A 23,782-nucleotide genomic window follows, 5' to 3' on the forward strand; every position below is an offset into this window, starting at 1 on the left:
GGCCCCCGGAGGCCGGCATCTTTTTTCAAGGAGACTCCATCCCCATCCAGTGCCGCGCAAGCCCCAGCAGCCGCATTCAATAAAAATTTCAAGAGGCGAGACGCCAAAAATCAGGCGCCGTCCCCCGATGCAGCAAGAGGAGACAAAATGAAATATCGCACCACCACCGCGGCCATATTTGCCGTGGCAGCCCTGGGTTTCGGCGGCGTTGCCGCCGCGCAATGGCCCGAGCGCCCCATCACGCTGATCGTTCCGTTCCCCGCAGGCGGCGGCACGGACACGTTCGCCCGTCCGCTGGCCGCGCAACTGACCACGCAGCTCGGCCAGACGGTGGTCATCGACAACAAGGGCGGCGCGGGCGGCACCGTGGGCGCCGGCGTGGCGGCCAAGGCCAGGCCCGATGGCTACACCTTTTTCATGGGCGGCGCGCACCACGCGCTGGCGCCTTCGCTCTACAAGAGCCTGAACTACAACATCCAGAAGGACTTCGTGCCGGTCGCCCTGGTGGCGCAGCCGCCGCAGGTGGTCGTCATCAACGCCAGCAAGCTGCCGGTCAAGACCTTGCAGGAGTTCATCGACTACGCCAAGAAGCGTCCCGGTGAAATCAACTTCGGCACGGCCGGCAAGGGCAGCACGCACCATCTGGCCGGCGAGCTGTTCGCCATGCAGACCGGCATCAAGCTGGTGGACGTGCCGTACCAGGGCGCGGGCCCGATGCTGTCGGCGCTGATCGGCGGGCAGGTGGACCTGGCGTTCGACGGGCTGGGCTCGTCGTCCGGGCACATCCGCGCCGGCGCGATCAAGCCGCTGGCCGTGGCGGCCACCGAGCGCTCGCAGTCGTTGCCCGACGTGCCCACGGCCGCCGAGGCGGGCGTGCCGAACTACGTCGTGTCCACCTGGTATGCGATCTGGGCGCCGGCAGGAACGCCCAAGGAAGCGGTGGACAAGATGATCGCCGAAATCACCAAGGCCTTGAACGTGCCGAAGATCAAGGAAACCTGGGCCAGTAACGGCACGGCGGTGCCCACCCTGACGGGCGCCGACTTTGGCAAGTTCGTCGACAGCGAGGTCGAACGCTGGGCCAAGGTGGTCAAGGATTCCGGCGTCACGCTGGATTGACGCTTCAGCGCCAGTCGCTGGCCTGGCTGAGCCTGGCCAGCTGGTCATGCGTCAGCGTCAGGCTGGCGGCCTTGACCAGTTCGTCGAGCTGGGCGAGCGAGGTGGCGCTGACGATGGGCGAGGTGATGCCCGGCTGTGCGATCTGCCAGGCCAGCGCGGCTTGCGCGGGCGTGCAGCCGGCGTCCTCGGATACTTCGTCCAGCGCCTTCAGGATGCGGTAGCCGCGGTCGTTCAGGTAGGTATCCACGATCTTCTTGCCGCGCGCGCTCTTGCCCGCGTCGTCGGGACCGCGGTATTTGCCGCTGAGAAAGCCGCTGGCCAGCGCGTAGTAGTTGATCGTGCCCATCTGCTGGGTCTTCACCAGGCTTTGCAGCCCGGACTCGAAGGGCTCGCGGGTGTACAGGTTGTATTCCGGCTGGATGCTCTCGTAGCGCGGCAGGCTGTGCCGTTCGCTGGCGATCAGCGCCTCGGACAGGCGCACGGCCGTGTAGTTGGATGCGCCGATGGCGCGCACCTTGCCGGCTTCGATGTGCTTGGCGTATTCCGCCAGCGTGTCGGTCAGCGGCGTGGCGGGGTCGTCCTGGTGGGACTGGTACAGGTCCACGTGGTCCGTCTGCAGGCGGGCAAGCGACGCTTCCAGCGAGCGGCGGATGTAGGCGGGCGCCAGCCCCTTTTCACCCGGCCCCATTTCCATGCCGACCTTGGTGGCGATGAGCACGCGGTCGCGCTTGCCGGAACGCTTGAGCCATTTGCCGATCAGCGTTTCGGATTCTCCGCCCTGGTTGCCGGGAACCCAGCGGGAGTACATGTCGGCGGTGTCGATGAAATTCAGGCCTGCGTCGACCAGCGCGTCCAATAGGGAGAACGTGCCGGCTTCGTCGACGGTCCAGCCGAAGACGTTGCCGCCGAAGGTGAGCGGGGGAACTTGCAGGCCGGAACGGCCCAGTGCGCGTTTGATCATGGTGTGGCCTCTGGATGCTGCGGATGGCTGCCAGGAACAGGTTGGACGGCGCGCGCCTGGCGGATTTCAGTATATTCACGCAGCATGCTCCTGCGTGGGGCATGCCTGCTGCCGCATGCACCATTTCAGGGATTCCCCCCAAGCTCATTTGGATGGCGGCAAGTTAGACTATACGGCTTTATGGCTAGCCCTTCGGACAAGCAAGTCCGCGGCGCGGCCGTAAAGGCCAGTAAATTCACCGGCAAATTTCACCGAGCAAAAACCAAGGGTTCAAGGAGCTTACGTATGCTGATCGGAAAAAAACATTTTCTGACGGTTGGCGCCATGGCGCTGGCGATGGCTATCGCCGCGCCAGTGGCCGCGCAGCAGAAGTCGGTGGCAGTCACCGCCATCGTCGAGCATCCGGCGCTGGACGCCGTGCGTGACGGCGTGCAGGACGCCCTCAAGCAAGCCGGCTACGAGCCGGGCAAGAACCTGAAGTGGCAGTATCAAAGCGCCCAGGGCAACAACGGCACCGCCGCCCAGATCGCCCGCAAGTTCGTCGGCGACAGGCCGGACGCCATCGTGGCGATCGCCACGCCGTCCGCGCAGGCCGTCGTCGCGGCCACCAAGGACGTGCCGGTGGTGTATTCCGCCGTGACGGATCCGGTCGCCGCCCAGCTGGTCGCCAGCATGGATGCCTCGGGCACCAACGTGACCGGCGTGTCTGACCTGCTGGCGCTGGATAAGCAGGTTGAACTGATCAAGAAGATCGTTCCCAACGCCAAGCGCGTGGGCATCGTCTACAACCCGGGCGAGGCGAACTCGGTCGTGGTGGTCAAGAAGCTCCAGGAAATCCTGCCCAAGTCCGGCATGAGCCTGGTCGAAGCCGCCGCCCCGCGCTCGGTGGACGTGGCCTCCGCCGCACGCAGCCTGATCGGCAAGGTCGACGTCATCTACACCAACACGGACAACAACGTCGTGTCGGCCTACGAATCGCTGGTCAAGGTTGGCAACGACGCCAAGATCCCGCTGATCGCGTCCGACACCGACAGCGTCAAGCGCGGCGGCATCGCCGCCCTGGGCATCAACTACCGCGACCTCGGCGTGCAGACGGGCAAGGTCGTCGTGCGCATCCTGAAGGGCGAGAAGCCCGGCGCGATCCCGTCCGAAACCATCTCCAAGCTCGAGCTCTACGTGAACCCGGGCGCCGCCGCCAAGCAAGGCGTCACGCTGTCCGATGCCATCATCAAGTCGGCAGCGGTGGTCGTGAAATAATACGGCGCGTTTGCGGCCCCGCCATGCCTGTCCGGCGTGAGCGGGGTTTTTCTTGAGTTCTTCCCTGGTGTCTTTGCCCCCTGGACAAGTCTGCGCGTACCGCTGGCGCCGCCGGCGCGGATACGCTTAGTCAGGAAACGAGAGAAAATTGCGAATCGCGAAACGTTTGTTGCGAAAGCTCGGGTAAAACCGAGTCGCAAAAGCAAGAAGTCGCACGTTTCAAGTCTTTAATATGCTCGTTCCTTACCTGATTGGATTTGACCCATGTCATTGTTCTCGTTGTTAGGCGCGTTGGAGATCGGCCTGATCTTCAGCCTGGTGGCCTTGGGCGTGTTTATCTCCTTTCGCCTGCTGCGCTTTCCGGACCTGACCGTTGACGGCAGCTTCCCGCTGGGCGGCGCGGTCTGTGCCACGCTGATCGCCTCGGGCACCGATCCGTTCTCGGCCACCGTCATCGCCACCATCGCCGGCGCGGCCGCGGGGCTGGTCACCGGCTGGCTGAACGTCAAGCTCAAGATCATGGACCTGCTGGCCAGCATCCTGATGATGATCGCCCTGTACTCGGTCAACCTGCGCATCATGGGCAAGCCCAACGTGCCGCTGATCACCGAGCCCACCGTCTTCACGATCCTGCAGCCGGAATGGATTTCCGACTACGTCGCGCGTCCGCTGATCCTGATCGTCATCGTGATCCTGGCCAAGTTGGCGCTGGACTGGTTCTTCGCCACGCAGACCGGCCTGGCCGTGCGCGCCACCGGTTCCAACGGCCGCATGGCCCGGGCGCAAGGCGTCAATACCGGCCGCATGATCCTGGGCGGCATGGCGCTGTCGAACGCGCTGGTCGCGCTGGCGGGCGCGCTGTTTGCGCAGACGCAGGGCGGCTCGGATATCTCGATGGGCATCGGCACCATCGTGATCGGCCTGGCCGCGGTGATCGTCGGCGAAAGCATCCTGCCCTCGCGCAAGCTGGTGCTGGCGACGCTGGCCGTCATCATCGGCGCCATCGTCTACCGCTTCTTCATCGCATTGGCCCTGAATAGCGATTTCATCGGCCTGAAGGCGCAAGACCTGAACCTCGTCACCGCGGTGCTGGTCACGGTCGCCCTGGTCATCCCCATGCTCAAGCGCCGCCTGGTCGGCAAGAAGGGGCGCTGATATGTTGTCCGCAAAAGACCTGAAAATTACGTTCAACGCGGGTATGCCCATCGAGACCCGCGCCTTGCGCGGCCTGTCGCTGGAGATCCCCTCGGGCCAGTTCGTGACCGTGATCGGTTCCAACGGCGCCGGCAAGTCCACCTTCCTCAACGCCGTGTCGGGCGACCTGCCCATCGATTCCGGCCGAATCGACATCAACGGCGTGGACGTGACCCGCCAGCCCGTCTGGGCGCGCGCCGGCCGCGTGGCGCGTGTGTTCCAGGACCCGATGGCCGGCACCTGCGAAGACCTGACCATCGAAGAGAACATGGCGCTGGCGCAGATGCGCGGCGCGCGGCGCGGCTACAGCCGGGCGGTCAAGGCCTCCATGAAGGACGGTTTCCGCGAACGCCTGGCCACCTTGGGCCTGGGTCTGGAAAACCGGCTCACCGACCGCATCGGCCTGTTGTCCGGCGGCCAGCGCCAGGCGGTCAGCCTGCTGATGGCGGCGCTGCAGCCCTCGCGCATCCTGCTGCTGGACGAGCACACCGCGGCGCTGGACCCGCGCACCGCGGACTTCGTGCTGCAGCTGACCGCGCGCATCGTGTCCGAGAGCCAGCTCACCACCATGATGGTCACCCACAGCATGCGCCAGGCGCTGGACGTGGGCGACCGCACCGTCATGCTGCACCAGGGCCAGGTGGTGCTGGACGTGTCCGGCGACGAACGGCGCGGCATGGACGTGCCGGACCTGCTGGCCATGTTCGAGCGCGTGCGCGGCGAGAAGATCTCGGACGACGCCTTGCTGCTGGGCTGAGGTCCGCCCAGCAAAAAAGCGCGCGACCCGCAGGGATCGCGCGCTTTTTTCATGGCTGGCGGGGCTCAGGCGGGCAGGGCGCGCCAGCGCTTCAGGATCAGCGTTTCGATGTCGTGCACCGGCAGCCCCGTGGCTTGGGCCACGGCGTCGCGGTAAGGCGGCATGTTGGTGCATTCCAGCACGATGTTGCGCAGGCCGGGTGCGCGCTGCACCAGGCGCCGCGCCGCCTCGACCACGTTGCGTTCCACCTGGGCCAGGTCCATTACGGTGCTGTTTTCCAGGATGCGCGCGTGCATTTCGCAACCGGGAGTCAGGCCTTCGACGACCGCGTCGGCGGGGACGTCCACGGAATCCAGGATGCCGCGGGTCAGCGATTGCGCATCGAAGGTCACGATGCCGACGCGGTCCAGGCCGCGGCATTGCAGCAGGCTGGACGTGACCACCGGCACCGGCACCGCCGCCTGCAGCAGCGCCTGGTATTTGGCCAGGAAGCCGCAACTCGTGGAGATCAGCCGGGCGCCTTGCGCGGCCAGCGCGATAGCCTCGTCCAGGAAGGGCTGCAGGAAGGCCGGGTCGGCTTCCTGCACGATCTTGCGCGGCGACGCCCCTTGCACCGTAACGAAGTGCACGGGGATGCCGGCGCGTTCGAAGGTCTCGCGGTTGCCGACATCGCCGGGCGGGCGGGGAAAGCGGGTGTCCAGCATCAGCACCCCGAGGAATCCGGCGGCGCTCATGCCTGGGTTTCCGAACCGGGGGCGCGGTTAAAGCGCGCCAGGAAGGCACGCGTGGCCTCGTTTTGCGGATTGCCGATGACGATTTCCGGCGGACCGGCCTCGGCCACCACGCCGTCGCGCATGAACACGACCTGATCGGCCACTTCCTTGGCAAAGCCGATCTCGTGTGTGACGAGGATCATGGTCATGCCGTCCCGGGCCAGGCCCTTGATCACGTTCAGCACTTCACCCACCAGTTCGGGGTCCAGCGCCGAGGTGGCCTCGTCGAACAGCATCACCGCGGGCTGCATCGCCAGCGCGCGGGCGATTGCCACGCGCTGTTTCTGGCCGCCCGACAGCTTGTCCGGAAAGTAGTCCGCCCGGTCCAGCAGGCCGACCTTGCGCAGCAGCTCGCGCGCCAGTTCCCGGGCTTCCTTGCTGGGGCGGCGCAGCACGGTGACGGGGCCTTCCATCACGTTCTGCAAGGCCGTCATGTGCGGGAACAGGTTGAAGTGCTGGAACACCATGCCGGCCGACGCGCGGAAACTGGCCAGCTTGCGTTCGCTGGGCAGCCGTGTGTTCGCGCCCTGGAAGGTCAGCGACTGTTCGCCCACGGTGATCTGGCCGCCGTCGGGAATCGTCAGCAGGTTGATACAGCGCAGCAGCGTGGACTTGCCCGAGCCGGACGGACCGATCAGCGCCACGACCTGGCCGCGCTCGACCTGCAGATTGATGTCCTTCAGTACTTCCTGATTGGCAAACGACTTGCGCAAGCCCTTGATGCTGATGATGGGGTTGCTCATCTTCATGCCTCTTTGCTGATGCCGCCGAATTCGAGCTTCTTGGCCCACATCGTGAACGGAAGCAGGATCACGAAGTACGCGATGGCGATGAAGGTGTAGATCTCCAGCGGCCGATAGGTATCGTGGGCGATGACCTGGCCCTGGTAGAGCAGGTCCGGCACGGCCAGCACCGACAGCAGCGACGTGTTCTTCAGCTGCATGATGGACTGGTTCATCAGGGGCGGCACCATCTTCTTGAATGCCTGCGGCAGGACCACGCGGCGCAGGGCCTGCATGGGCGTCATGCCCAGCGCCTTGGCGGCCTCGGTCTGCCCGGCATCGGTCGAAATGATGCCGCCTCGGATGATTTCGGAATAGAAGGCGCCGCCATACAGCGACAGGCACAGCGTGGCCGCCATCACTGGCGACATCTCGATGCCGGTGACGACGGGCAGGGCGTAGTAGAACCAGACCAGCTGCACCAGGACCGGCGTGCAGCGGAACACCTCGATGTAGGCCCGCAGCGGCGCGGTGATCAGCACATTGCGCGACAGCCGCCCCAGGCCCGTCACCAGCCCGATCGCCAGCCCCAGGAATACGCAGAGGATGGTGAACAGGATCGTGTTCAGCACGCCGGTGGCGATCAGCTTGCGGTATTCCCACAGCACGCTGAAATCCCAGTCGTAGTCGACCGCGTTGCCGCCGATGAGATCCCACTTCTTGACGATCGCAAACAGCGCGACCGCGGCGAGCAGCGCGAACAGCCAGGTCGTCAGGCGGGAGCGCGGGGCCAGGGTTCCGTTCTGGTCATTCATTGCCACGGCCTTAGAACTTGATTTCCGGCGGGAACGCCTCGGGCGGCACGCCGGCAAGCTTCTGCATATTGCCCAGGATCACGCCGCGCACCTGGTCCTTGGCGCGGATGTCGGCCAGCCAGGCATTGACGGCCTTTTGCAGCGAGTCGTCGGCTTCCTTGCGCAGGCCGATGCTGACCGGCGCCGTTTCGACCGGGTTGGGGATGCTCATGGTACCGATGCTGGAGCGCTTTTCCAGCAGCGGCTTGGCCAGCAGCACCACCAGGATCTGGCAGTCCGCGCGGCCGGACGACAGGGCCAGGGTGGCGGCGCCCGAGTTCTCCAGGCGGGTGACGTTGGCGCTCTGCAGAACGCGCGTGGCCAGCTGGTCATGGCTGGAGCCCACGTCCACCACCACACGGGTTTCCGGCGTGTTCAGCTCGGCCCAGGATTTGCCGACAAAGCCCTTGCGGCAGACGGTGGTGTAAGTGTTGTTGAACAGGGTGTCGGAGAAATTCACGACTTCCTTGCGCGCCGGGGTGGGTGCCATGCCGAACATCAGGTCGATCTTGTTGGTCTGCACGTCCAGCACCGAGTTGCCCCAGGTGGTTTCCAGGTACTCGGTCTTCACGCCCAGGCGGGCCGCGAACATCTCGGCGAAGTCGGGGCCGAAGCCTTCCCACTTGCCCGTGTTCAGGTTCTTGTTGAAGTAGGGGATGGCGCCGGCGATGGCGCCGATGCGGATCGTCTTGGTGCGCATGATGCGCTCCATGGCGGTCTCGTTGGCGGACTGGGCCTGCGCCGCGCCCGCGAAGGCCAGCGTGGCCACGGCCAGGGCCGATGCCAGGAATTTACGTTTTGTGCTCATTGTCTACTCCTCAAGTGAATTCGGGGGGGCTAGATGAAGCGGCCCGGGCGGAACGCCCGGTGGCGGTCGGCGCCGCTCTCCAGCATCAGTTCGGCCAGTATCTTCGCCGTTCCTGGCGCGGTGCTGAATCCGATGTGCTGGTGGCCCAGCGCCAGCCACAGGCCCGGGTGGCGCGGCGCCTGGCCGATCATCGGACGGCTGTCGGGCAGGGTGGGGCGCCGGCCCAGCCAGGGGGCGGGGTCCAGGCGCTGGCCCAGCGGGAAGGCTTCGCGGGCGCGGGCCTCGGCCAGGTCCAGTTGAACCGGCCGGGCGGGCGCGTCGCAGGCGTCCAGTTCCACGCCGCTGGTCAGCCGCAGTCCGCGCGCCATGGGCGACAGCACGTAACCGCCGCCGGTGTCGTAAACGGGGCGGGTGACGCTGGCGCCGTTCAGGCCGCTGTAATGCATGTGGTAGCCGCGCTCGAAAGCCATGGGCAGATCGATGCCCGTTGTCTTCAGCAGGGCTTTGGACCAGGGCCCCAGCGCCACGACCAGATGGTCCGCCGTCAGCGACTCGGATCCTTGCGCGCCCTGCACCGTCCAGCGCTGGTCCTCGCGGCGGATGCCGGTGGCGTCCAGGCGCTTGAACGCGCCGCCTTCGCGGCGGAACAGATCGGCATAGGCCGCAACCACCTCGTGGGGATCGTCGACCGAATACGAACCCTGGATCCACAGCGCCCGATGAAAGATCGGCGACAGGGCGGGTTCCAGCTCGCCCAGTTCGGACGCGCTGAGCGTCTGGGTCGGGACCTGGTGGCGCGCATACGTCTGGCGCGACAGTTCGCTGCCGTTCCAGGCTTGTTCCGTGCGGTACAGGAAGATCCAGCCGGTGTCGCGCAGGCGGTGCCGCGCGCCGCTGGCGTCCAGCAGTTTCAGGTGTTCAGGGGCGGAAAGCCGGATCAGGGCGTCCAGCGCTTGAGCGGTTTCCTGGAAAACGGAGGGTCGGGCGCTCAGCAGGAAACGTGTCGCCCAGCCCAGGTTCCTGGCCAGGTATTGCCAGCGGTAGCGGAACTGGACGGTGTCGTTCTTCAGCAGGCGGGGCAGCTGGCCCCACAGGCCGGGGTGGTTGAACGGCATCAGCGAGCTGCGGGCCAGGACGCCGGCATTGCCCATCGACGTTTCCATGCCCGGTTGCTGCCGGTCCACCAGCGTGACCGACATGCCCCGGCGCAACAATTCGAGCGCGCAGCAGACTCCGACGATGCCCGCGCCCAGGACGATGACTTGCTTTCCCATGTGTTTTTTTTGTGTTCGGTAAAAACAGCTGCCCCGCGCTGGACGCATTCCTGCAAACGGCAAGGCAGATCGCTGCACCCCGTCCGGCCGTGGGGTCGGCGGGGACGGGGAATTGTATTGCAGCCGGTGGCTGGCCAGTGGGAAATTGGCGCCAGCAGCGCGTCTGTTCAGGCTGGCGCGGGCTTTTGCCCGAGAATTCGTCCCGCCGCCGCAACACCCCACCACGAAGCTTCCTCGAAGACCGAGTAGCCCGACAGGTCCGCGTGTGCGAACAGCACGGGGCCGTCGACTTCGCGCAGCGCGGCCAGGCCCGGATTGGAAAGGTAGCCGCATAGCGGCGTGGCCATGGCGTGGCCGCGCACGGTGATCTCCAGCTGGCGCGCGTGCCGCCAGAACTCATTGCCGTATGCCGCGATCAGGTCGGCGGCCGCTTCCGCGCGCAAGGCTTCGGGGCTGGCGCGGGTCAGCCAGTTGCGCGCGGCTTGCGGCGTCTGGCTGCTCAGCGCATGGTAGGCCGTGAAGACGCTGCGCGGCGTACGCGTCACGCGCAGCAGCTGGTGCGTGGACACGACATAGCCCAGCGCCTGGCCCTGGTAGATCACATTGTCCCAGGACAGGGGCTCGCCGGGCGCTTCGAGGGGGTAGCCCTCCATCACGAAGTTCGACACCATCCAGGGCGCGTGCGCGGACGCATGCACGGCCGGGTCGTATCCATAGGCGCGGATGTCGGGCAGGATGCGCTGGGCCACGAACAGCGGCATGGCGCAAACGGTGCGGCGGGTTTGCAGCACGCAGGCGCGCGGGACCGCGTCCGGGCCAGGGATCAGGCAAGTGACCCGCGGACCCGCGGGCGCGTCCTGCACCCGCAGCGCGGCGCCCGGCATCAGCCAGCCGGCGTGGCCGAGCTTGAGGGTGATCGCATCGCGCATGCGCTGGGCCAGGACGGCCAGCCCGCCGGGCCAGGTCAGCACCGCGCCTTCGCCGGCGTTGGCGGCGTGGCCGTCGCGGCTGGCGAAATAGTGCAGGCCGGCCCATGCCGACACCACGTCGTAGCGCGCGCCGTAGTCGTCGCGGCAGCAGTAATTCAAATACCAATGCAGGGCGGGCGAGGTATAGCCTTCGCGCTCCAGCCATTGCCTGAAGGTGAGGGCGTCCAGCGCCCGCCATGCCGGATCCCGCGAGGAGAGCGCGATCGGGATGCTGAACACCTTGCGGCCATCGTTGCCGACCTCGGTGTGCAGGCGATCGATCAGGGCCAGAAATTTCCGGTGCTGCGCGACGTCGGCTTCGGGCAGCCCGGTCATGGGCAGCAGGCCTTCTTCCCAGCGCCCGTCGCGCAGCAGCCTTTCCTGCGGCGAATGCACCAGGATGGATTCGTCGTAGTAGGGGCGGGCCTCGCCCGCGCCGCGCTCGATGATGCCGAAGTCGGCCAGCATTTCGCGGACATGGGTGGACGCCAGTGACGGCAACGGCAGGTAGTGCGCGCCCAGCGGATAGTCCAGGCCGTCGCGCTGGCCGGCCGCGGCATTGCCGGCGAATTCCGGGCCCTGCACCACGACGAAGTCGGTGAACCCTTCGCGCGCCAGCTTCCAGGCGCAGGACAGTCCGGCGATGCCGGCGCCCAGGATCGCCACCTCGTGCCGGAGCGTGGCCGACGGCTGCGGCCAGGAGGCGCCGTCGCGCAAGGCGTGGCCGGCCTGCATGCCCGGGTAGCTGAGCTCTGGCGTGGTTTCGACGATGCGCGACCGGTAGTAGCCGGCGGTGCCCGCGACGGCCGCCGTGGCGGCGCCCAACAGGAAGCTGCGGCGCCGCATCAGCGGATGACCTTGCGCCAGTCCTCGTCGAAGTAGCGCACGAGCGACTGCTCGTTCAAGCGGTTCGGCGGCATGGCCAGCGCCGGCATGTCGGCGGGGAAGTGGAACAGCTCGCGCGTGGTGACCGGGTCCAGGTAGCGCGTGGCCACGCTGATCTTGTCGGGCGGCGTGTAGTCGCGCCGCTTGCTGGCCAGGATGAAGCCCCAGTCGCCGAAGGACGGCACATAGGTGTGGTACGGCCAGGTGTTCAGGCCGGCTTCCTTCAGAGTGGCGTCCACGCTCCAGAACGAGCGCGGGGCGAAATAGGGCGAGGTGGACTGGATGACCATGTAGCCGTTTTCCGCCAGGTGGCGCGCCATCAGGTGATAGACCGGCACCGAATACAGGCGGCCCAGGCCGAAGTTGGACGGATCGGGAAAGTCCACCACGATGAAGTCATAGACCTCGGCATGCGTTTCCAGCCAGCGGCCGGCGTCATCGTTGATGACCGTGACGCGCGGGTCCTTGAGCGAGCCCTCGTTGAGCTTGACCAGCGGCTCCGAGCGCGAGAACAGGCCCGTCATGGCGGGATCCAGGTCCACCAGCGTGACGTGTTCGATATTCTTGTACTTGAGGATCTCGCGCACGGCCAGGCCGTCGCCACCGCCCAGCACCAGCACATTGCGCGCCCATGGCAGGACCTGCAGGCCGGGATGCACCAGCGCTTCGTGGTAGCGATGTTCGTCGCGCGAGGAGAACTGCAGGTTGCCGTTGATGTACAGGCGCAGGTCGTCGTGCCAGCGTGTCACCGCCAGGCGCTGGTATTGGGTGGTTTCGGCATGGATCACGTCGTCGCCGTAGAGGCCTTTTTCCGCCCAGGTGGTCATGCTGCCCGAGTAGATGAAACCCAGTCCCAGCAGACCGATCACGACGCCGGCGCGCACGGCCTTTTCGCCGGGGCGTCGGACCTCGGCCCGGAACAGCCAGGTGGTCCACAGCGCCACGCTGGCGTTCAGGATGCCGAACAGGAAACTGGTGCGCAGCAGCCCCAGCTTGGGGGCGAGCAGCAGCGGGAACACCAGCGACACCGCCAGCGCACCCAGGTAGTCGAAGGTCAGCACGCGGCTGACGATTTCACGGAATTCCGCCTTGCGCTGGTTGAACACGCGCATCACCAGCGGAATCTCCATGCCGACCATCAGGCCGATGACGAACACGCCCACGTACAGGGCGGCGCGAAAGGGCGCGGCCAGCCACGCGAACACCAGGAACAGGACCGCCGCCGAGACCCCGCCCAGCAAGGCGACCAGCAGTTCCACATCAATGAAGCGATTCAGGACATCTTCGTCTTTTACATATTTTGACAACCATGAGCCGATGCCCATGGCGAACAGATAGCAGCCGATGACGGAAGAGAACTGCAGTATCGAATCGCCCAGCAAATAACTGGCCAGCGCGCTGCTGATGAGCTCATAGCCCAAACCGCAGGAAGCAACGATCAATACCGAAAGGATGAGAACGCGGTCGCGCATGAGGTGTCCGACACGAAAAATGCGTTCGCAGTATATCGAACGCCACGTATATACTGCGCGCAATTGGGAGGGTGGCAATGGGAGACGCAATGCATCCGGCGGTGACCTATCTGATCTATATCGTTTCGGCGCTCGTCATGCTGGGCATTTTCACGGCCGTCTATACAGCCGTCACGCGCTACAGGGAATTCGAGCTGATCCGCGAAGGCAATATCGCCGCCGTGCTGTCCTACGGCGGCGCGCTGGTGGGTTTCAGCTTCACGCTGTGCTCCAGCATCGCCGTGCACGCCAGCTTCCTCATGTTCCTGGCATGGGGCGTGGCCGCCATGCTGGTCCAGATCGTCGTGTATGTGGCGGTGACCCGGGCCATCCGCGGCATGAACGACGCGATCGCGGAAAATAATATCGCCATGGGCGGCCTGATCGGGGCGATTTCCCTGGCGGCCGGCATCGTCAACGCCGCCTGCCTGACCTGAGCCCGGCAGCTGCGCGCAATCCGATCTGACACAGGAGGATTTTCCATGAGTCTCGGTTCATTCATTCGCAAGCAGTTCATCGACATCCTGCAATGGAACGAGGATCGCGACGGCGTGCTCGCCTGGCGCCATCCGATGCAGGATTTCGAAATCCAGTACGGCGCCAGCCTGACCGTGCGGGAATCGCAGATGGCGGTGTTCGTCAACGAAGGCAAGGTGGCCGACGTGTTCGGCCCCGGCATGTACAAGCTGACCACGCAGACCCTGCCGGTACTGACCTACCTGAAGAATTGGGACAAGCTGTTCGAGTCCCCCTTCAAGTCGGACGTGATCTTCTTCAGCACGCGCCTGCAGCTGGGCCGGCGCTGGGGCACGGCGCAACCGGTGACACTGCGCGACAGCGAGTTCGGCATGGTGCGCCTGCGCGCCTTCGGCGTGTACTCGTACCAGATCGCGGATCCCGCCAAGTTCTACCGCGAGATCAGCGGCACGCGCGACGAATACACGGTGGACGATCTGGAAGCGCAGCTGCGCAACATGGTGGTCGCGGCAATGACGACCGCGCTGGGCGGCTCCAAGGTGCCGTTCCTGGACATGGCCGGCAACCAGGGGCTGATGTCGCAAAGCATCAGCGAACAGCTGGCGCCGGTGTTTGACCGCTATGGCGTCAGGCTGGACAACTTCACGGTCGAAAACGTGTCGTTGCCGGAAGAACTGCAGAAGGCGCTGGATACCCGGATCTCGATGGGCATGGCCGGCGACCTGGGCAAGTTCACCCAGTACCAGACCGCCACGTCGATTCCCCTGGCCGCGCAGAACGAGGGCGGCATCGCCGGCATAGGCGCAGGCCTGGCCGCGGGCGCCGCCTTGGGGCAGACCATGGCGCAGGGACTGGGCGCCGCGGCGCAAGGCCAGCCGCAGCAGCCGCCCCAGCAGCCGCAACCGGCCCCGAGCGCGCCGGCTGCGGATCCCGTGCAGCGCCTGCAGCAATTGAAGGAACTGCTGGACAAGGGGCTGATCAACGCCGCGGACTACGATTCGGCCAAGGCCGAAGTGCTGAAGAAACTCACCAGCTAAGGCCCCATGCAGCAGGTTCTGTGTCCGCAGTGCGGCGCTCCCGTCAAGTTCACGTCCGCGGCCTCCGTCATGGCGGTCTGCGGCGCGTGCCGCAGCACCTTGCTGAAAGACGCGGAATCGGTCAGGCGCATCGGCGAAATGGCGGAGGTCCTGGAGGACTATTCGCCCTTGTGCCTGGGCGCGGCGGGCACCCACGACGGCAAGCGCTTCGACGTCATCGGCCGCATCCAGCTCCGGTTTGACGACGGCTTCTGGAACGAGTGGTACCTGTGGTTCGAGGACGGTTCCGACGGCTGGCTGTCGGACGCGTCGGGCCAATACGCCGTTACCCGGCGCCGCAAAGTCAAGACCACGCAGGGCATGCCGGCGTTTGAAGACATCGCGCCGGGCGATGAACTGAAGCTCGACGGCCAGCGCTTCGTGGCGGCCGACGTGCGCGCCTGCCTGGCCGGGGGCGCGCAGGGCGAACTGCCCTTCGTACCCGGCGACGGCTGGCAGGCCAAGGTGGCGGACTACCGCAGCCTGGACGCCTTCCTGACGCTGGATTTCTCCGACGGGCCGCAACCCGAGCTCTATATCGGGAAAGCCTTCGACCTGTCCGCCATGCAGGCGGGGTCGCTGCGCACCAACGAGCAGGTGGAAGAAACCGCCGGCCGCTTCCGTGGCCAGATCAAGGCGCTGGACTGCCCGAACTGCGGAGGCCCGATATCCTTCGTGGCCGCGATGGCCACGCATGTGGTCTGCCCGTCGTGCGCGGCGGCGGTCGATTGTTCCGGCCCCACGGCCGAAGTCATCGGGAAAGCGCACAAGGTCAAGGCGATCAAGACCACGCTGCCGCTGGGCGCGGTCGCCAAGATCGACGGCGCGAGCTACACCCTGATCGGCCTGATGAAGTGCGCCGACCCCGACCCCGAAGAGCCGTCGGACTGGATCGAGTACTTGCTGTTCAATCCGGCCAAGGGGTTCATCTGGCTGGTGGAAACGGACGAGGGCTGGGAGCGCGTGCAGGTCTGCGATACCTGGCCCAGCCACAACAACGCCACCAGCGTGCGCTGGCGGAACAATCTGTACCAGAAACTCTACGACTACACGTCGCGGGTGGAAGTGCCGCTGGGCGCCTTCAACTGGCGCGTCAAGGCAGGCGACAGCACCCGGATCACCGATTACAAGGCCGGCAACCTGAAACTGACCCGCGAGCTGGGCGAAGCCGAGCTCGGCTGGTCGGCCTCCGGGCCGGTGGCGCCGGCGAAACTGGCCGAATGGTTCGGCGACCCCGAGCTGGCCAAGCAGAAGGCGATGCCCTCCAGCGGCAAGCGGGGCGGTTACCGCAAGTGGGCCTGGACCGCGATGATCGCGATGGCCTTCCTGAACCTCGGCAACATCTTCAGCGGCCGCTTCATCCCCATCCTGATCGGGATGGCGTTCCTTTGGCTGCCGGCCACGCTGGCGGACAAACTTTCCAGTAAGGACGAATAGCGAGATGGGCAAGTTCCTGTATGCCATCTATGCCGTGGTGGTCGTGCTGGCCACCACTGGGGCAAGTTCGCCCGGCGCGCGCATTGCCAGCGGCGTGGGCAGCAGCAGTAGCAGCAGCTGGGGCAGCAGTTCGTCGGGCGGTTCGGGCTGGTCGTCGGGCGGATCCCACAAGTGACCGTGCATGCCACACCGGGTCGCCACGTGCTGGCGGACTTCCGCGGCGTGCCGGCAGCCCGGCTGACCGACGCAGAGGCGCTGGAGCGGCAGATGACCGACGCCGCGCGCGCGGCGGGCGCCCAGGTGCTGAGCGCCCATTTCCACCATTTCGGCGCGGGCGCCGGGGTGACCGGCGTGGTCATGCTGAGCGAGTCCCACATCAGCATCCATTCCTGGCCTGAACACCAGTTCGCGGCGCTGGACATCTTCATGTGCGGCGCGGCCCGGCCCGAGCTGGCGCTGGACTTTCTGCGGGCGGCGCTGTCCCCCGAATCGGTCCAGGTCACCACGGTGGCGCGCGGCTGAAACCGGCCGCGGTTTCCTCCTTGATATTTCGCAAAGCGCTCCCGGGCGCTAAATTGACTGGCGTTATATACCTCTATATATTTCGTTACTGATTCAGCGATTTCCTTCAGGAGAAGAGAATGTTCCACAAACGTCCGATCATGGCGCTGTCCCTGGCGCTGGCCGCCACCTGGGGCGCCAGCGCCCATGCCGGCGACCTGGTGGTATCGGCTGCCGCCAGCCTGACCAACGCATTCAAGGAAGTCGCCCAGGGCTACGAGAAAGAGCATGCCGGCACCAAGGTGATCCTGAACTTCGGCGCATCCGATGTGCTGCTGCAGCAGATCGTGAAGGGCGCGCCCGCCGACGTCTTCGCGTCCGCCGACCAGAAGGCAATGGACAAGGCCGTCGAGGAAAAGGCCGTCAAGCCCGCCTCGCGCGTGGACTTTGCCGCCAACCAGGTCGTGCTGATCGTTCCGGTGGACAGCAAGGCCAACATCACCGCGCTGAAGGACCTGACGCGCGACGACATCAAGCGCATCGCCTACGGCAATCCGGCCTCGGTGCCGGTGGGCCGCTACACGCAGGGCGCCTTGCAGGCGGCCGGACTGTGGGACGCCGTGCAGGCCAAGAGCGTGCTGGCGCAGAACGTGCGCCAGAGCCTGGACTATGTTTCGCGCGGCGAAGTCGATGCGGGCTTCGTGTTCGCGACCGACGCTGCCATCATGCCCGACAAGGTCAAGGTCGCCGTGCGCGTGCCGTCGCAAACGCCGGTGACCTATCCCATCGCCGTGACCACGCGCGAAGCCGCCGCCAAGGAAGCCGAGAGCTTTGTCGCTTACGTAATGTCGCCCGCCGGTCAGGCGATACTGTCGCGTTACGGCTTTCAAAAGCCCTGAGCCCCTGTTCAAGCGTAGGCATTGATGAGTGATCCGGTTTGGGTGCCCCTGCTGCTTTCCTTGAAAGTGGCGGGCTGGGCAACGCTATTGGCCGCCGTGGCCGGCACGGGGGCGGCCTATGGCCTGTCGCGCTGGCGCTGGCCGGGGCGCGACCTGCTGGACGCCATCCTGACCTTGCCGCTGGTGCTGCCGCCTACCGTGCTGGGCTATTACCTGCTGGTGCTGCTGGGCCGGCGCGGCATCATCGGCGAAACGCTGGCGGGCTGGGGCATCGAGCTGGTCTTCACCTGGCAGGGCGCCGTGATCGCGGCGTCCGTCGTGGCGTTTCCGCTGGTGTTCAAGTCGGCGCGCGCCGCCTTTGAAAACGTGGACAGCCAGCTGGAGAACGCGGCCCGGGTGCTGGGCGTGGGCGAGGCCGGCGTGTTCTTCCGCGTGACCTTGCCCCTGGCCGCCCGCGGCATCGCCGCCGGCGTGCTGCTGGCATTCGCGCGGGCGCTGGGCGAATTCGGCGCCACGCTGATGATCGCCGGCAATTTGCCGGGTCGCACGCAGACCTTGTCGGTCGCCATCTACGAAGCCGTGCAGGCGGGAGACGATTCCACCGCCAACATGCTGGTGCTGGTCACGTCCGTGACCTGCATCGTGGTGCTGCTGGTGGCGGGCAAGCTGGTGCCCATCGGCGCGGGCCAGCGCAACGGAGGCGGACGATGAGCGTCGGCATCCAGGTCAGCAAGCGGATGGTATCGGGCGACCGGCATTTCGAGCTGGACGTGGCGTTCACGTCGTCGTCCAAGCGCATTGCCTTGTTCGGGCCATCGGGCGCGGGCAAGAGCCTGACCTTGCGGGCGGTGGCCGGGCTGTTGCGTCCGGACGCGGGCCGCATCGAGATCAATGGCCGGGTGCTGTTCGACGGGCAGGCCGGAATCTGCCTGCCCACCCAATCGCGCCGCGTGGCCTACCTGTTCCAGGACTACGCACTGTTTCCGCACCTGACCGTGGCGCAGAACATCGCCTTCGGCCTGCGGCGGGGCTGGCTCAACCCGCCCAGGCGCGAGGTCGGTCCGCAGGCCCAGCGCTGGGTGGATGCGTTTGAACTGGGTTCCATCGTGGGCAGCTATCCCAACGAGATCTCGGGCGGGCAGAAGCAGCGCGTGGCGCTGGCGCGGGCCCTGATGCTGCAGCCGGACATCCTGTTGCTGGACGAACCGTTTTCGGCGCTGGATTCGCAGTTGCGCGGCAAGATGCGGCAGGAGCTGAATGCGCTGCAGCAGAGGCTGGACGTGCCGATGCTGCTGATCACGCATGACCCCGCCGATGTGGATGTCCTGGCGGACGAGGTCTTTGAAGTGCGCGAGGGCAGGGTGCGCCGTCGGGACGAGGACGTGGGCATCTGAAACACCGCCAGGCGTGGCGCGCCGCGATGCCCGGGCGGCCTGTCAGTCCAGCACGCCCAGGATCACGCTGGATGCCTTGAAGATGGCCACGGCGTCGGCGCCCACTCCCAGGTTCAGGTCGGCCGCGCTTTCGTTCGTGACGATGGCTACGAGCGTGGCGCCGCCGTCCATCGCGATCAGGATTTCGCTGTTGACCGCGCCCGGACGCACATCGCTGATCTTGCCCTGCAGCTGATTGCGGGCGGACAGCCGCAGGCCGGGCCCCGGCGCGCCGACGATGACGGACGACGCCTTCACCAGCGCGATGGCTTCCTTGCCTGTTTCCAGGCCCAGTTCCTTCGTGCTTTCCCGGGTGATGGTGGCCGTGACGGTGTGGCCGCCCGCGATGCGCAGCAGGACTTCGTCGTTGACCGCGCCCGTGCGGATCTCGATGACGGTGCCCAGGAATTTGTTGCGTGCACTGGTCTTCAGCATGAAGCGCCTCATCAGGTCGATGTCGCCGCTGGCATCCAGCCCGGCGCGCGTCAGGTTGTCCATGAACTTCTGGTGCTCGGCTTCAAGCGCCCGGAACGTCGCGATCAGGCGGCGCGCCCGGTCGGTCAGCTGCGTGCCGCCGCCGCCCTTGCCGCCCGCCGCCCGCAGCACCAGCGGTTCGCCCGCCAGATTGTTCATGGCGTCGATGGCGTCCCAGGCCCCCTTGTAGCTCATCCCGGCGGCGCGCGCGGCCGCGGTGATCGAGCCGGTGGCGTCGATCTGGGCAAGCAGGTCTATGCGGTTCTTTCCGCCCCAGGTCTGGGCGCCGGAGCGAAACCATATCGAGCCGTCGAGTTCCAGCATGGGTATGGGCTCTGCCTTCAAGGTTAAGGGATCAGGATGAAGTGTAATGGACGGGGCGGTGCCCCGGCCGCGCGTATTTTTCAGGATGCGAATGAGATTCTGTTGAAACTTTAAGGGCTTCGCGGCACTATGTTCACGCCTCGGGCTCACGGAGATACTGACATGAAAGCGTTCAAATGGCTGGCGGCGGGTTCCATGATGGGGTTGTTGGCGGCCTGCGCGACCGGGCCCTCGGTAAAAAGCGATTACGACCATCAGGCCGATTTCGCGCAGTACCGGACCTTTGGCTACATGACTCCCCTGGGCACGGACAAGGCCGGATACAGCAGTCTGCTGACCGAACGGCTCAAGGACGCAACCCGCGGCCAGATGGAAATGCGCGGGTACGCATACAGCGCGTCCAATCCCGACCTGCTGGTCAACTTCAGCGCCAAGCTCCAGCAGAAGACCCAGGTCACCCCGGCCGCGCCGCCGATGGGGCCATACTATGGCTACCGCACGGGGTTCTACGGCGGCTGGCCCGGCTACGGCTGGGGCGAGGACGTCTATCAGTACACCGAGGGCACTCTCAACATCGACCTGGTCGACGCGCGCCGTCGGCAACTGGTATGGGAGGGGGTCGCCGTCGGAGAAGTCCAGAATCCCGAAGTTGCCGGATCCCAGCAAAACGTGGACAAGGTCGTCGCGGAGATATTCGCCAAGTATCCGTTCCGGGCCGGCGTGGCCGCGCCGCAACTGCCGGACAAGAGCAAACCCTAGCAGGCCCCATCCAGAGGTAGCTGAATGACCACTCGCCGCAAGGCCCTGACCGAAGACACCGGCGATACGCCGCCCTATGACACCGTCGCCCTTGTGCTGCAGGGCGGCGGGGCGCTGGGGTCATACCAGGCCGGGGTCTACCAGGGCTTGCACGAGGCCGGCATCCGGCCCAACTGGATATCGGGCATTTCCATCGGGTCCATCAATGCGGCCATCATCGCCGGCTCCCGCGAGGATGAACGCATCGACCGCCTGCGCGGTTTCTGGGAGAGCATCTGCCGTCCGGCCGGCTTTGCCTCCGTGCCCTGGGGCGACACGCTGGCCGGGCTGTTCGAAGGCATCCCGTTCGGCTTCGGCTCTCCGGCCATGAACGGGCAGGTCTCGGCTTTCCAGGCCCTGTTCTCCGGCCAGCCCGGCTTTTTCAAGCCGCGCTTCCCGCCGCCGTACATGGTCCAGGGACGCGGGGCGGCTTCCACCAGCTTTTACGACACCACCCCGCTTGCCGCGACCTTGCGCAAGTTCGTGGATTTCGACCTGCTCAACAGCGGCGCGGTGCGGGCCAGCTTTGGCGTCGTGAACGTGCGCACCGGTAACTTCGCTTATTTCGACAGCCTGAAAGACACGCTCGGGCCGGAGCACATCATGGCCTCGGGCGCCTTGCCGCCCGGATTTCCGTCGGTGGAGATCGACGGCGAACACTATTGGGACGGCGGCGTGGTTTCCAACACCCCGCTGGCTCAGGTGCTGACCACCGACAACATGCGCGACACGCTGGCCTTCCAGGTGGACCTGTGGCCCGCCCGGGGCGGCCTGCCCACGTCGCTGGAAGAAGTGGCCGAGCGGCAGAAGGACATCCAGTATTCCAGCCGGACCCGCCTGGTGACGGACCAGTTGCGGCGCGTGCTGAAACTGCGGCACGGGCTGCAGCGCCTGCTGGAGCGGCTGCCCGAAGCCGAGCGCAACGCGCCCGAATTCGCGGATATCCGGAAGCTGTCGCACACGCCGGCCACCAATATCATCAACCTCATCTACGAATCCAAGCACCTGGAGCGCTATTCCAAGGACTACGAGTTCGGCACCGAGGCCATGCGTGAGCACTGGGAGTCGGGTCTGGCGGATATCCGCCATACCCTGGAAAAGCCGGGCATCCTGTCCCGTCCCACGCAGGACAGCTGCTTTGTCACGCACGATATCCACCGCAACGGCACCAAGCACTCCTGAGCAGGCGGCGGCCGAAACCCTTATTGAGCGGTCACGTTCGGATTGGTCCGATAGGTGCCCCGCGACAGGCCTGGGGCCGCGCGGCGGCGGTAGTCTTTCGGGACAAACTGCAACCTTGTTCCGGGACCGGCCCCGCTGCATGGCAGCCTGGGGCCATCCTGGTGGAGAACCCGCCATGAACGCTCCTCATCTTCCTGCCCCGGCGGCGCCCGCGCCGCCGCCACGCCGCCGCATCGAGGCCCCGGCCCCCTGGCCGGCAACGGCGGCATCGGACCCTGTCGACGGCTGGTGGAGCCTGCTCTACCGGGGCTGGACCCTGCAGATGCCCAGCGGTGCGCGCCTCGACCTGACCGAGATCGAGCGCGCCTGCTTTGTCTGCATGTTGAAGAACCCCCTCCGGGAGCTGCTGCGCGACGAAATCAAGGCCATGCGCAGCGGGACGGATATGCGCACGTTGAATGTGGCCATCTGCCGGCTGCGCGGCAAGGTCCGCCGGGCGGGGGCGCGTCTGCCGCTGCATACCGTGCATGGCGTAGGCTATACATTTCTGGGCAATCTCAGGGAGCTTTCCAGCGTCTGACGCGGTTGCGCAACACCCCCCGTGTAATGTCAAGACGCTTGAAAGTACGTGATTTCCCGAATATCTGAGTTACATTAACGGGCTATTCACGTGTCGTTGGTGACGCATGGTTATATTTTGATCGACGCCTGCGGGCGCGATCAAAATCGCTGCGGATACTTGACGCGATTCATTACGCGGTTCACTACGCTACGCGGGGGTTTCAATGCGGTTTTCGCCTAAACGTATTTCGGGTCTGGCAGTTTCCGGTGGCGTCCTCGCGCTGATATTGGCGGGTTGCGGTGAAAGACCGCAGATGAATCCTGGCATGCCCCAGGTCAGCGTCATCACCGTGCAACCGCAACGCACCCCCATTGTTTCCGAGTTGCCTGGCCGCGTGGACGCCGTGCGCGATGCCCAGATCCGCTCGCGGGTCACCGGCATCGTCCAGCGCATCACTTTCGAGCAGGGCGGCGACGTCAAGGAAAACCAGCTGCTGTTCAAGATCGACCCGGCGCCCTACAAGGCTGCCTTCGATCAGGCCACGGCACAGCTCAAGCAGGCGCAGGCCAATCTGTTCAGCGCCAAGCTGCTGGCCGACCGCTACGCGCCGCTGGTCAAGGCCAACGCCGTCAGCAAGCAGGAATATGACAACGCGGTGGCGTCGTATCGCCAGGCCGATGCGGCCGTCGCGGCCGCCAAGGCCGCCCAGGACAACGCCGCCATCAACCTCGGCTACACCGATGTCACCTCGCCCATCACCGGGCGCATCGGCAAGCCCCTGGTCACCGAGGGCGCGCTGGTCGAGTCCACCTCCGCCACGCAGATGGCCACGGTGCAGCAGCTGGATCCCATCTACGTGGACTTCACCCAGTCCACCGCGGACCTGGCTGCGCTGCGCCGCGCCTTCGCCAGCGGCAGGCTGCAGCAAGTGGGCAAGGACGCCGCGCGCGCCACCGTGGTGCTGGAGGACGGCTCGGAGTACGAGCATCCCGGCAAGCTGCTGTTCACCGGCATCACCGTGGATCCGACCACGGGCCAGGTGAACCTGCGCGCCGAGGTCCCCAACCCCGACGGCATCCTGCTGCCCGGCATGTATGTCCGGGTCCGCCTGGAGCAGGGCGTGGACGAGAGCGCGCTGGTGGTGCCGCAGCAGGCGCTGCAGCGCACGGCCGACGGCACGCAAAGCCTGATGCTGGTGCGGGACAACAAGATCGAGCAGTTGTCCGTCACCACGGGCGGGGCCGTCAAGAACAATTGGCTGATCACCAGCGGCTTGAAGGCTGGCGACGTCGTCGTGGTGGAAGGATTCCAGAAGATCCGTCCGGGCGCGCCGGTGCAGGTCAGCGAATGGAACCGGAACGGCAAGCCCGCGCAAGGCGCCCAGCCTGCGGCGCAACCCGGCGCCAAGCCGGCCGAATCCGCCCCGCAGCCCGGCGCCAAGCCGGCCGAGCCGGCCCCGCAAGACAAGGCCGCAGGCCAGAAATCGTAAGCGGCACGCGGCGCAGCAAGCGCCGCGTTCCTCTTTGGTGAGCATCG

At 66.1% G+C, this 23,782-nt stretch carries 25 protein-coding genes; 16 read left to right on the plus strand and 9 right to left on the minus strand.

Going from position 1 to position 23,782, the window contains the following annotated elements; translation table 11 throughout:
- Nucleotides 1-147 precede the first annotated feature (147 nt).
- Nucleotides 148-1,119, plus strand: a complete 972-nt coding sequence (locus HLG70_RS02115; RefSeq protein ID WP_171665443.1) for a Bug family tripartite tricarboxylate transporter substrate binding protein — start codon at nucleotides 148-150, stop codon at nucleotides 1,117-1,119.
- A gap of 4 nt (nucleotides 1,120-1,123) precedes the next feature.
- On the opposite strand, the gene HLG70_RS02120 is transcribed toward HLG70_RS02115, so the two are convergent.
- Nucleotides 1,124-2,080, minus strand: a complete 957-nt coding sequence (locus HLG70_RS02120; protein ID WP_171665441.1) for an aldo/keto reductase — start codon at nucleotides 2,078-2,080, stop codon at nucleotides 1,124-1,126.
- Nucleotides 2,081-2,365: 285 nt separating this feature from the next.
- Between HLG70_RS02120 and HLG70_RS02125 the strand changes: the two genes are divergently transcribed.
- From HLG70_RS02125 to HLG70_RS02135, 3 genes are all read left to right on the plus strand, one after another.
- The gene (locus HLG70_RS02125) at nucleotides 2,366-3,337 is read left to right on the plus strand and encodes an ABC transporter substrate-binding protein (protein ID WP_171665439.1); all 972 of its coding nucleotides are present in this window, start codon (nucleotides 2,366-2,368) and stop codon (nucleotides 3,335-3,337) included.
- A gap of 264 nt (nucleotides 3,338-3,601) precedes the next feature.
- Nucleotides 3,602-4,492 carry an ABC transporter permease gene (locus tag HLG70_RS02130; protein WP_171665437.1) on the plus strand — a complete coding sequence of 297 codons (891 nt, stop codon included), beginning with the start codon at nucleotides 3,602-3,604 and terminating at the stop codon, nucleotides 4,490-4,492.
- Between the two features lies 1 nt (nucleotide 4,493).
- Nucleotides 4,494-5,288 carry an ABC transporter ATP-binding protein gene (locus HLG70_RS02135; protein ID WP_171665435.1) on the plus strand — a complete coding sequence of 265 codons (795 nt, stop codon included), beginning with the start codon at nucleotides 4,494-4,496 and terminating at the stop codon, nucleotides 5,286-5,288.
- A 65-nt stretch (nucleotides 5,289-5,353) separates the two neighbouring features.
- Here the strand turns inward: HLG70_RS02135 and HLG70_RS02140 are convergent, their stop codons facing one another.
- The 7 genes from HLG70_RS02140 to HLG70_RS02170 form a co-directional block, all read right to left on the minus strand.
- Nucleotides 5,354-6,022 (minus strand): aspartate/glutamate racemase family protein, encoded by a 669-nt coding sequence (locus HLG70_RS02140; RefSeq protein WP_171665433.1) that lies wholly within the window; start codon nucleotides 6,020-6,022, stop codon nucleotides 5,354-5,356.
- Nucleotides 6,019-6,804, minus strand: a complete 786-nt coding sequence (locus HLG70_RS02145; protein ID WP_284143646.1) for an amino acid ABC transporter ATP-binding protein — start codon at nucleotides 6,802-6,804, stop codon at nucleotides 6,019-6,021. The genes HLG70_RS02140 and HLG70_RS02145 overlap by 4 nt, the downstream gene beginning before the upstream one ends.
- 2 nt (nucleotides 6,805-6,806) lie before the next feature.
- Nucleotides 6,807-7,604, minus strand: coding sequence for an amino acid ABC transporter permease (locus tag HLG70_RS02150; RefSeq protein ID WP_419144789.1), 798 nt, complete (start codon nucleotides 7,602-7,604; stop codon nucleotides 6,807-6,809).
- Nucleotides 7,605-7,608: 4 nt separating this feature from the next.
- A complete protein-coding gene (locus HLG70_RS02155; RefSeq protein ID WP_171665427.1) occupies nucleotides 7,609-8,445 on the minus strand; it encodes a transporter substrate-binding domain-containing protein in 837 nt (278 codons plus the stop codon).
- A 29-nt stretch (nucleotides 8,446-8,474) separates the two neighbouring features.
- Nucleotides 8,475-9,719 (minus strand): NAD(P)/FAD-dependent oxidoreductase, encoded by a 1,245-nt coding sequence (locus HLG70_RS02160; protein ID WP_171665425.1) that lies wholly within the window; start codon nucleotides 9,717-9,719, stop codon nucleotides 8,475-8,477.
- 167 nt (nucleotides 9,720-9,886) lie between these two features.
- The gene (locus tag HLG70_RS02165; protein WP_171665423.1) at nucleotides 9,887-11,533 is read right to left on the minus strand and encodes an NAD(P)/FAD-dependent oxidoreductase; all 1,647 of its coding nucleotides are present in this window, start codon (nucleotides 11,531-11,533) and stop codon (nucleotides 9,887-9,889) included.
- Nucleotides 11,533-13,044, minus strand: coding sequence for a polyamine aminopropyltransferase (locus HLG70_RS02170; protein ID WP_171665421.1), 1,512 nt, complete (start codon nucleotides 13,042-13,044; stop codon nucleotides 11,533-11,535). The genes HLG70_RS02165 and HLG70_RS02170 overlap by 1 nt, the downstream gene beginning before the upstream one ends.
- An 89-nt stretch (nucleotides 13,045-13,133) precedes the next feature.
- Between HLG70_RS02170 and HLG70_RS02175 the strand changes: the two genes are divergently transcribed.
- The 8 genes from HLG70_RS02175 to HLG70_RS02210 all read left to right on the plus strand — a co-directional run bounded on the left by HLG70_RS02175 (nucleotide 13,134) and on the right by HLG70_RS02210 (nucleotide 18,867).
- Nucleotides 13,134-13,520, plus strand: a complete 387-nt coding sequence (locus tag HLG70_RS02175; protein ID WP_171665726.1) for a DUF350 domain-containing protein — start codon at nucleotides 13,134-13,136, stop codon at nucleotides 13,518-13,520.
- Between the two features lie 45 nt (nucleotides 13,521-13,565).
- Nucleotides 13,566-14,597 (plus strand): SPFH domain-containing protein, encoded by a 1,032-nt coding sequence (locus HLG70_RS02180; protein ID WP_171665419.1) that lies wholly within the window; start codon nucleotides 13,566-13,568, stop codon nucleotides 14,595-14,597.
- Nucleotides 14,598-14,603: 6 nt separating this feature from the next.
- Nucleotides 14,604-16,073 carry a DUF4178 domain-containing protein gene (locus HLG70_RS02185; protein ID WP_171665417.1) on the plus strand — a complete coding sequence of 490 codons (1,470 nt, stop codon included), beginning with the start codon at nucleotides 14,604-14,606 and terminating at the stop codon, nucleotides 16,071-16,073.
- A 4-nt stretch (nucleotides 16,074-16,077) separates the two neighbouring features.
- Nucleotides 16,078-16,248, plus strand: a complete 171-nt coding sequence (locus HLG70_RS02190) for a hypothetical protein (protein ID WP_171665415.1) — start codon at nucleotides 16,078-16,080, stop codon at nucleotides 16,246-16,248.
- Nucleotides 16,245-16,595 carry an adenosylmethionine decarboxylase gene (speD, locus tag HLG70_RS02195; protein WP_171665413.1) on the plus strand — a complete coding sequence of 117 codons (351 nt, stop codon included), beginning with the start codon at nucleotides 16,245-16,247 and terminating at the stop codon, nucleotides 16,593-16,595. Before HLG70_RS02190 ends, speD begins: the two co-directional genes overlap by 4 nt.
- A gap of 119 nt (nucleotides 16,596-16,714) precedes the next feature.
- Nucleotides 16,715-17,473 carry a molybdate ABC transporter substrate-binding protein gene (gene modA / locus HLG70_RS02200; protein ID WP_171665411.1) on the plus strand — a complete coding sequence of 253 codons (759 nt, stop codon included), beginning with the start codon at nucleotides 16,715-16,717 and terminating at the stop codon, nucleotides 17,471-17,473.
- Nucleotides 17,474-17,497: 24 nt separating this feature from the next.
- A complete protein-coding gene (gene modB, locus HLG70_RS02205; RefSeq protein WP_171665409.1) occupies nucleotides 17,498-18,184 on the plus strand; it encodes a molybdate ABC transporter permease subunit in 687 nt (228 codons plus the stop codon).
- Nucleotides 18,181-18,867, plus strand: a complete 687-nt coding sequence (locus tag HLG70_RS02210; protein WP_171665407.1) for a sulfate/molybdate ABC transporter ATP-binding protein — start codon at nucleotides 18,181-18,183, stop codon at nucleotides 18,865-18,867. The genes modB and HLG70_RS02210 overlap by 4 nt, the downstream gene beginning before the upstream one ends.
- A gap of 42 nt (nucleotides 18,868-18,909) precedes the next feature.
- On the opposite strand, the gene HLG70_RS02215 is transcribed toward HLG70_RS02210, so the two are convergent.
- The gene (locus HLG70_RS02215) at nucleotides 18,910-19,704 is read right to left on the minus strand and encodes a TOBE domain-containing protein (RefSeq protein ID WP_171665405.1); all 795 of its coding nucleotides are present in this window, start codon (nucleotides 19,702-19,704) and stop codon (nucleotides 18,910-18,912) included.
- Nucleotides 19,705-19,866: 162 nt separating this feature from the next.
- Here HLG70_RS02215 and HLG70_RS02220 point away from each other — a divergent pair, with 162 nt between their 5' ends.
- The 4 genes from HLG70_RS02220 to HLG70_RS02235 all read left to right on the plus strand — a co-directional run bounded on the left by HLG70_RS02220 (nucleotide 19,867) and on the right by HLG70_RS02235 (nucleotide 23,735).
- Entirely contained in the window at nucleotides 19,867-20,463 is a 597-nt protein-coding gene (locus HLG70_RS02220) for a DUF4136 domain-containing protein (protein ID WP_171665403.1), read from the plus strand.
- Nucleotides 20,464-20,487: 24 nt separating this feature from the next.
- A complete protein-coding gene (locus HLG70_RS02225) occupies nucleotides 20,488-21,684 on the plus strand; it encodes a DUF3734 domain-containing protein (RefSeq protein ID WP_171665401.1) in 1,197 nt (398 codons plus the stop codon).
- Between the two features lie 175 nt (nucleotides 21,685-21,859).
- Nucleotides 21,860-22,264: a winged helix-turn-helix domain-containing protein gene (locus HLG70_RS02230; RefSeq protein WP_171665399.1), complete on the plus strand. Its 405-nt coding sequence runs from the start codon at nucleotides 21,860-21,862 to the stop codon at nucleotides 22,262-22,264.
- A gap of 205 nt (nucleotides 22,265-22,469) precedes the next feature.
- Complete coding sequence (locus HLG70_RS02235) at nucleotides 22,470-23,735, plus strand: efflux RND transporter periplasmic adaptor subunit (RefSeq protein ID WP_171665397.1); 1,266 nt, start codon at nucleotides 22,470-22,472, stop codon at nucleotides 23,733-23,735.
- Nucleotides 23,736-23,782 lie beyond the last annotated feature (47 nt).

Origin of the sequence: Achromobacter deleyi, assembly GCF_013116765.2 — a bacterium.
In the GTDB taxonomy this organism is placed as follows: Bacteria; Pseudomonadota; Gammaproteobacteria; order Burkholderiales; family Burkholderiaceae_B; genus Achromobacter; species Achromobacter deleyi_A.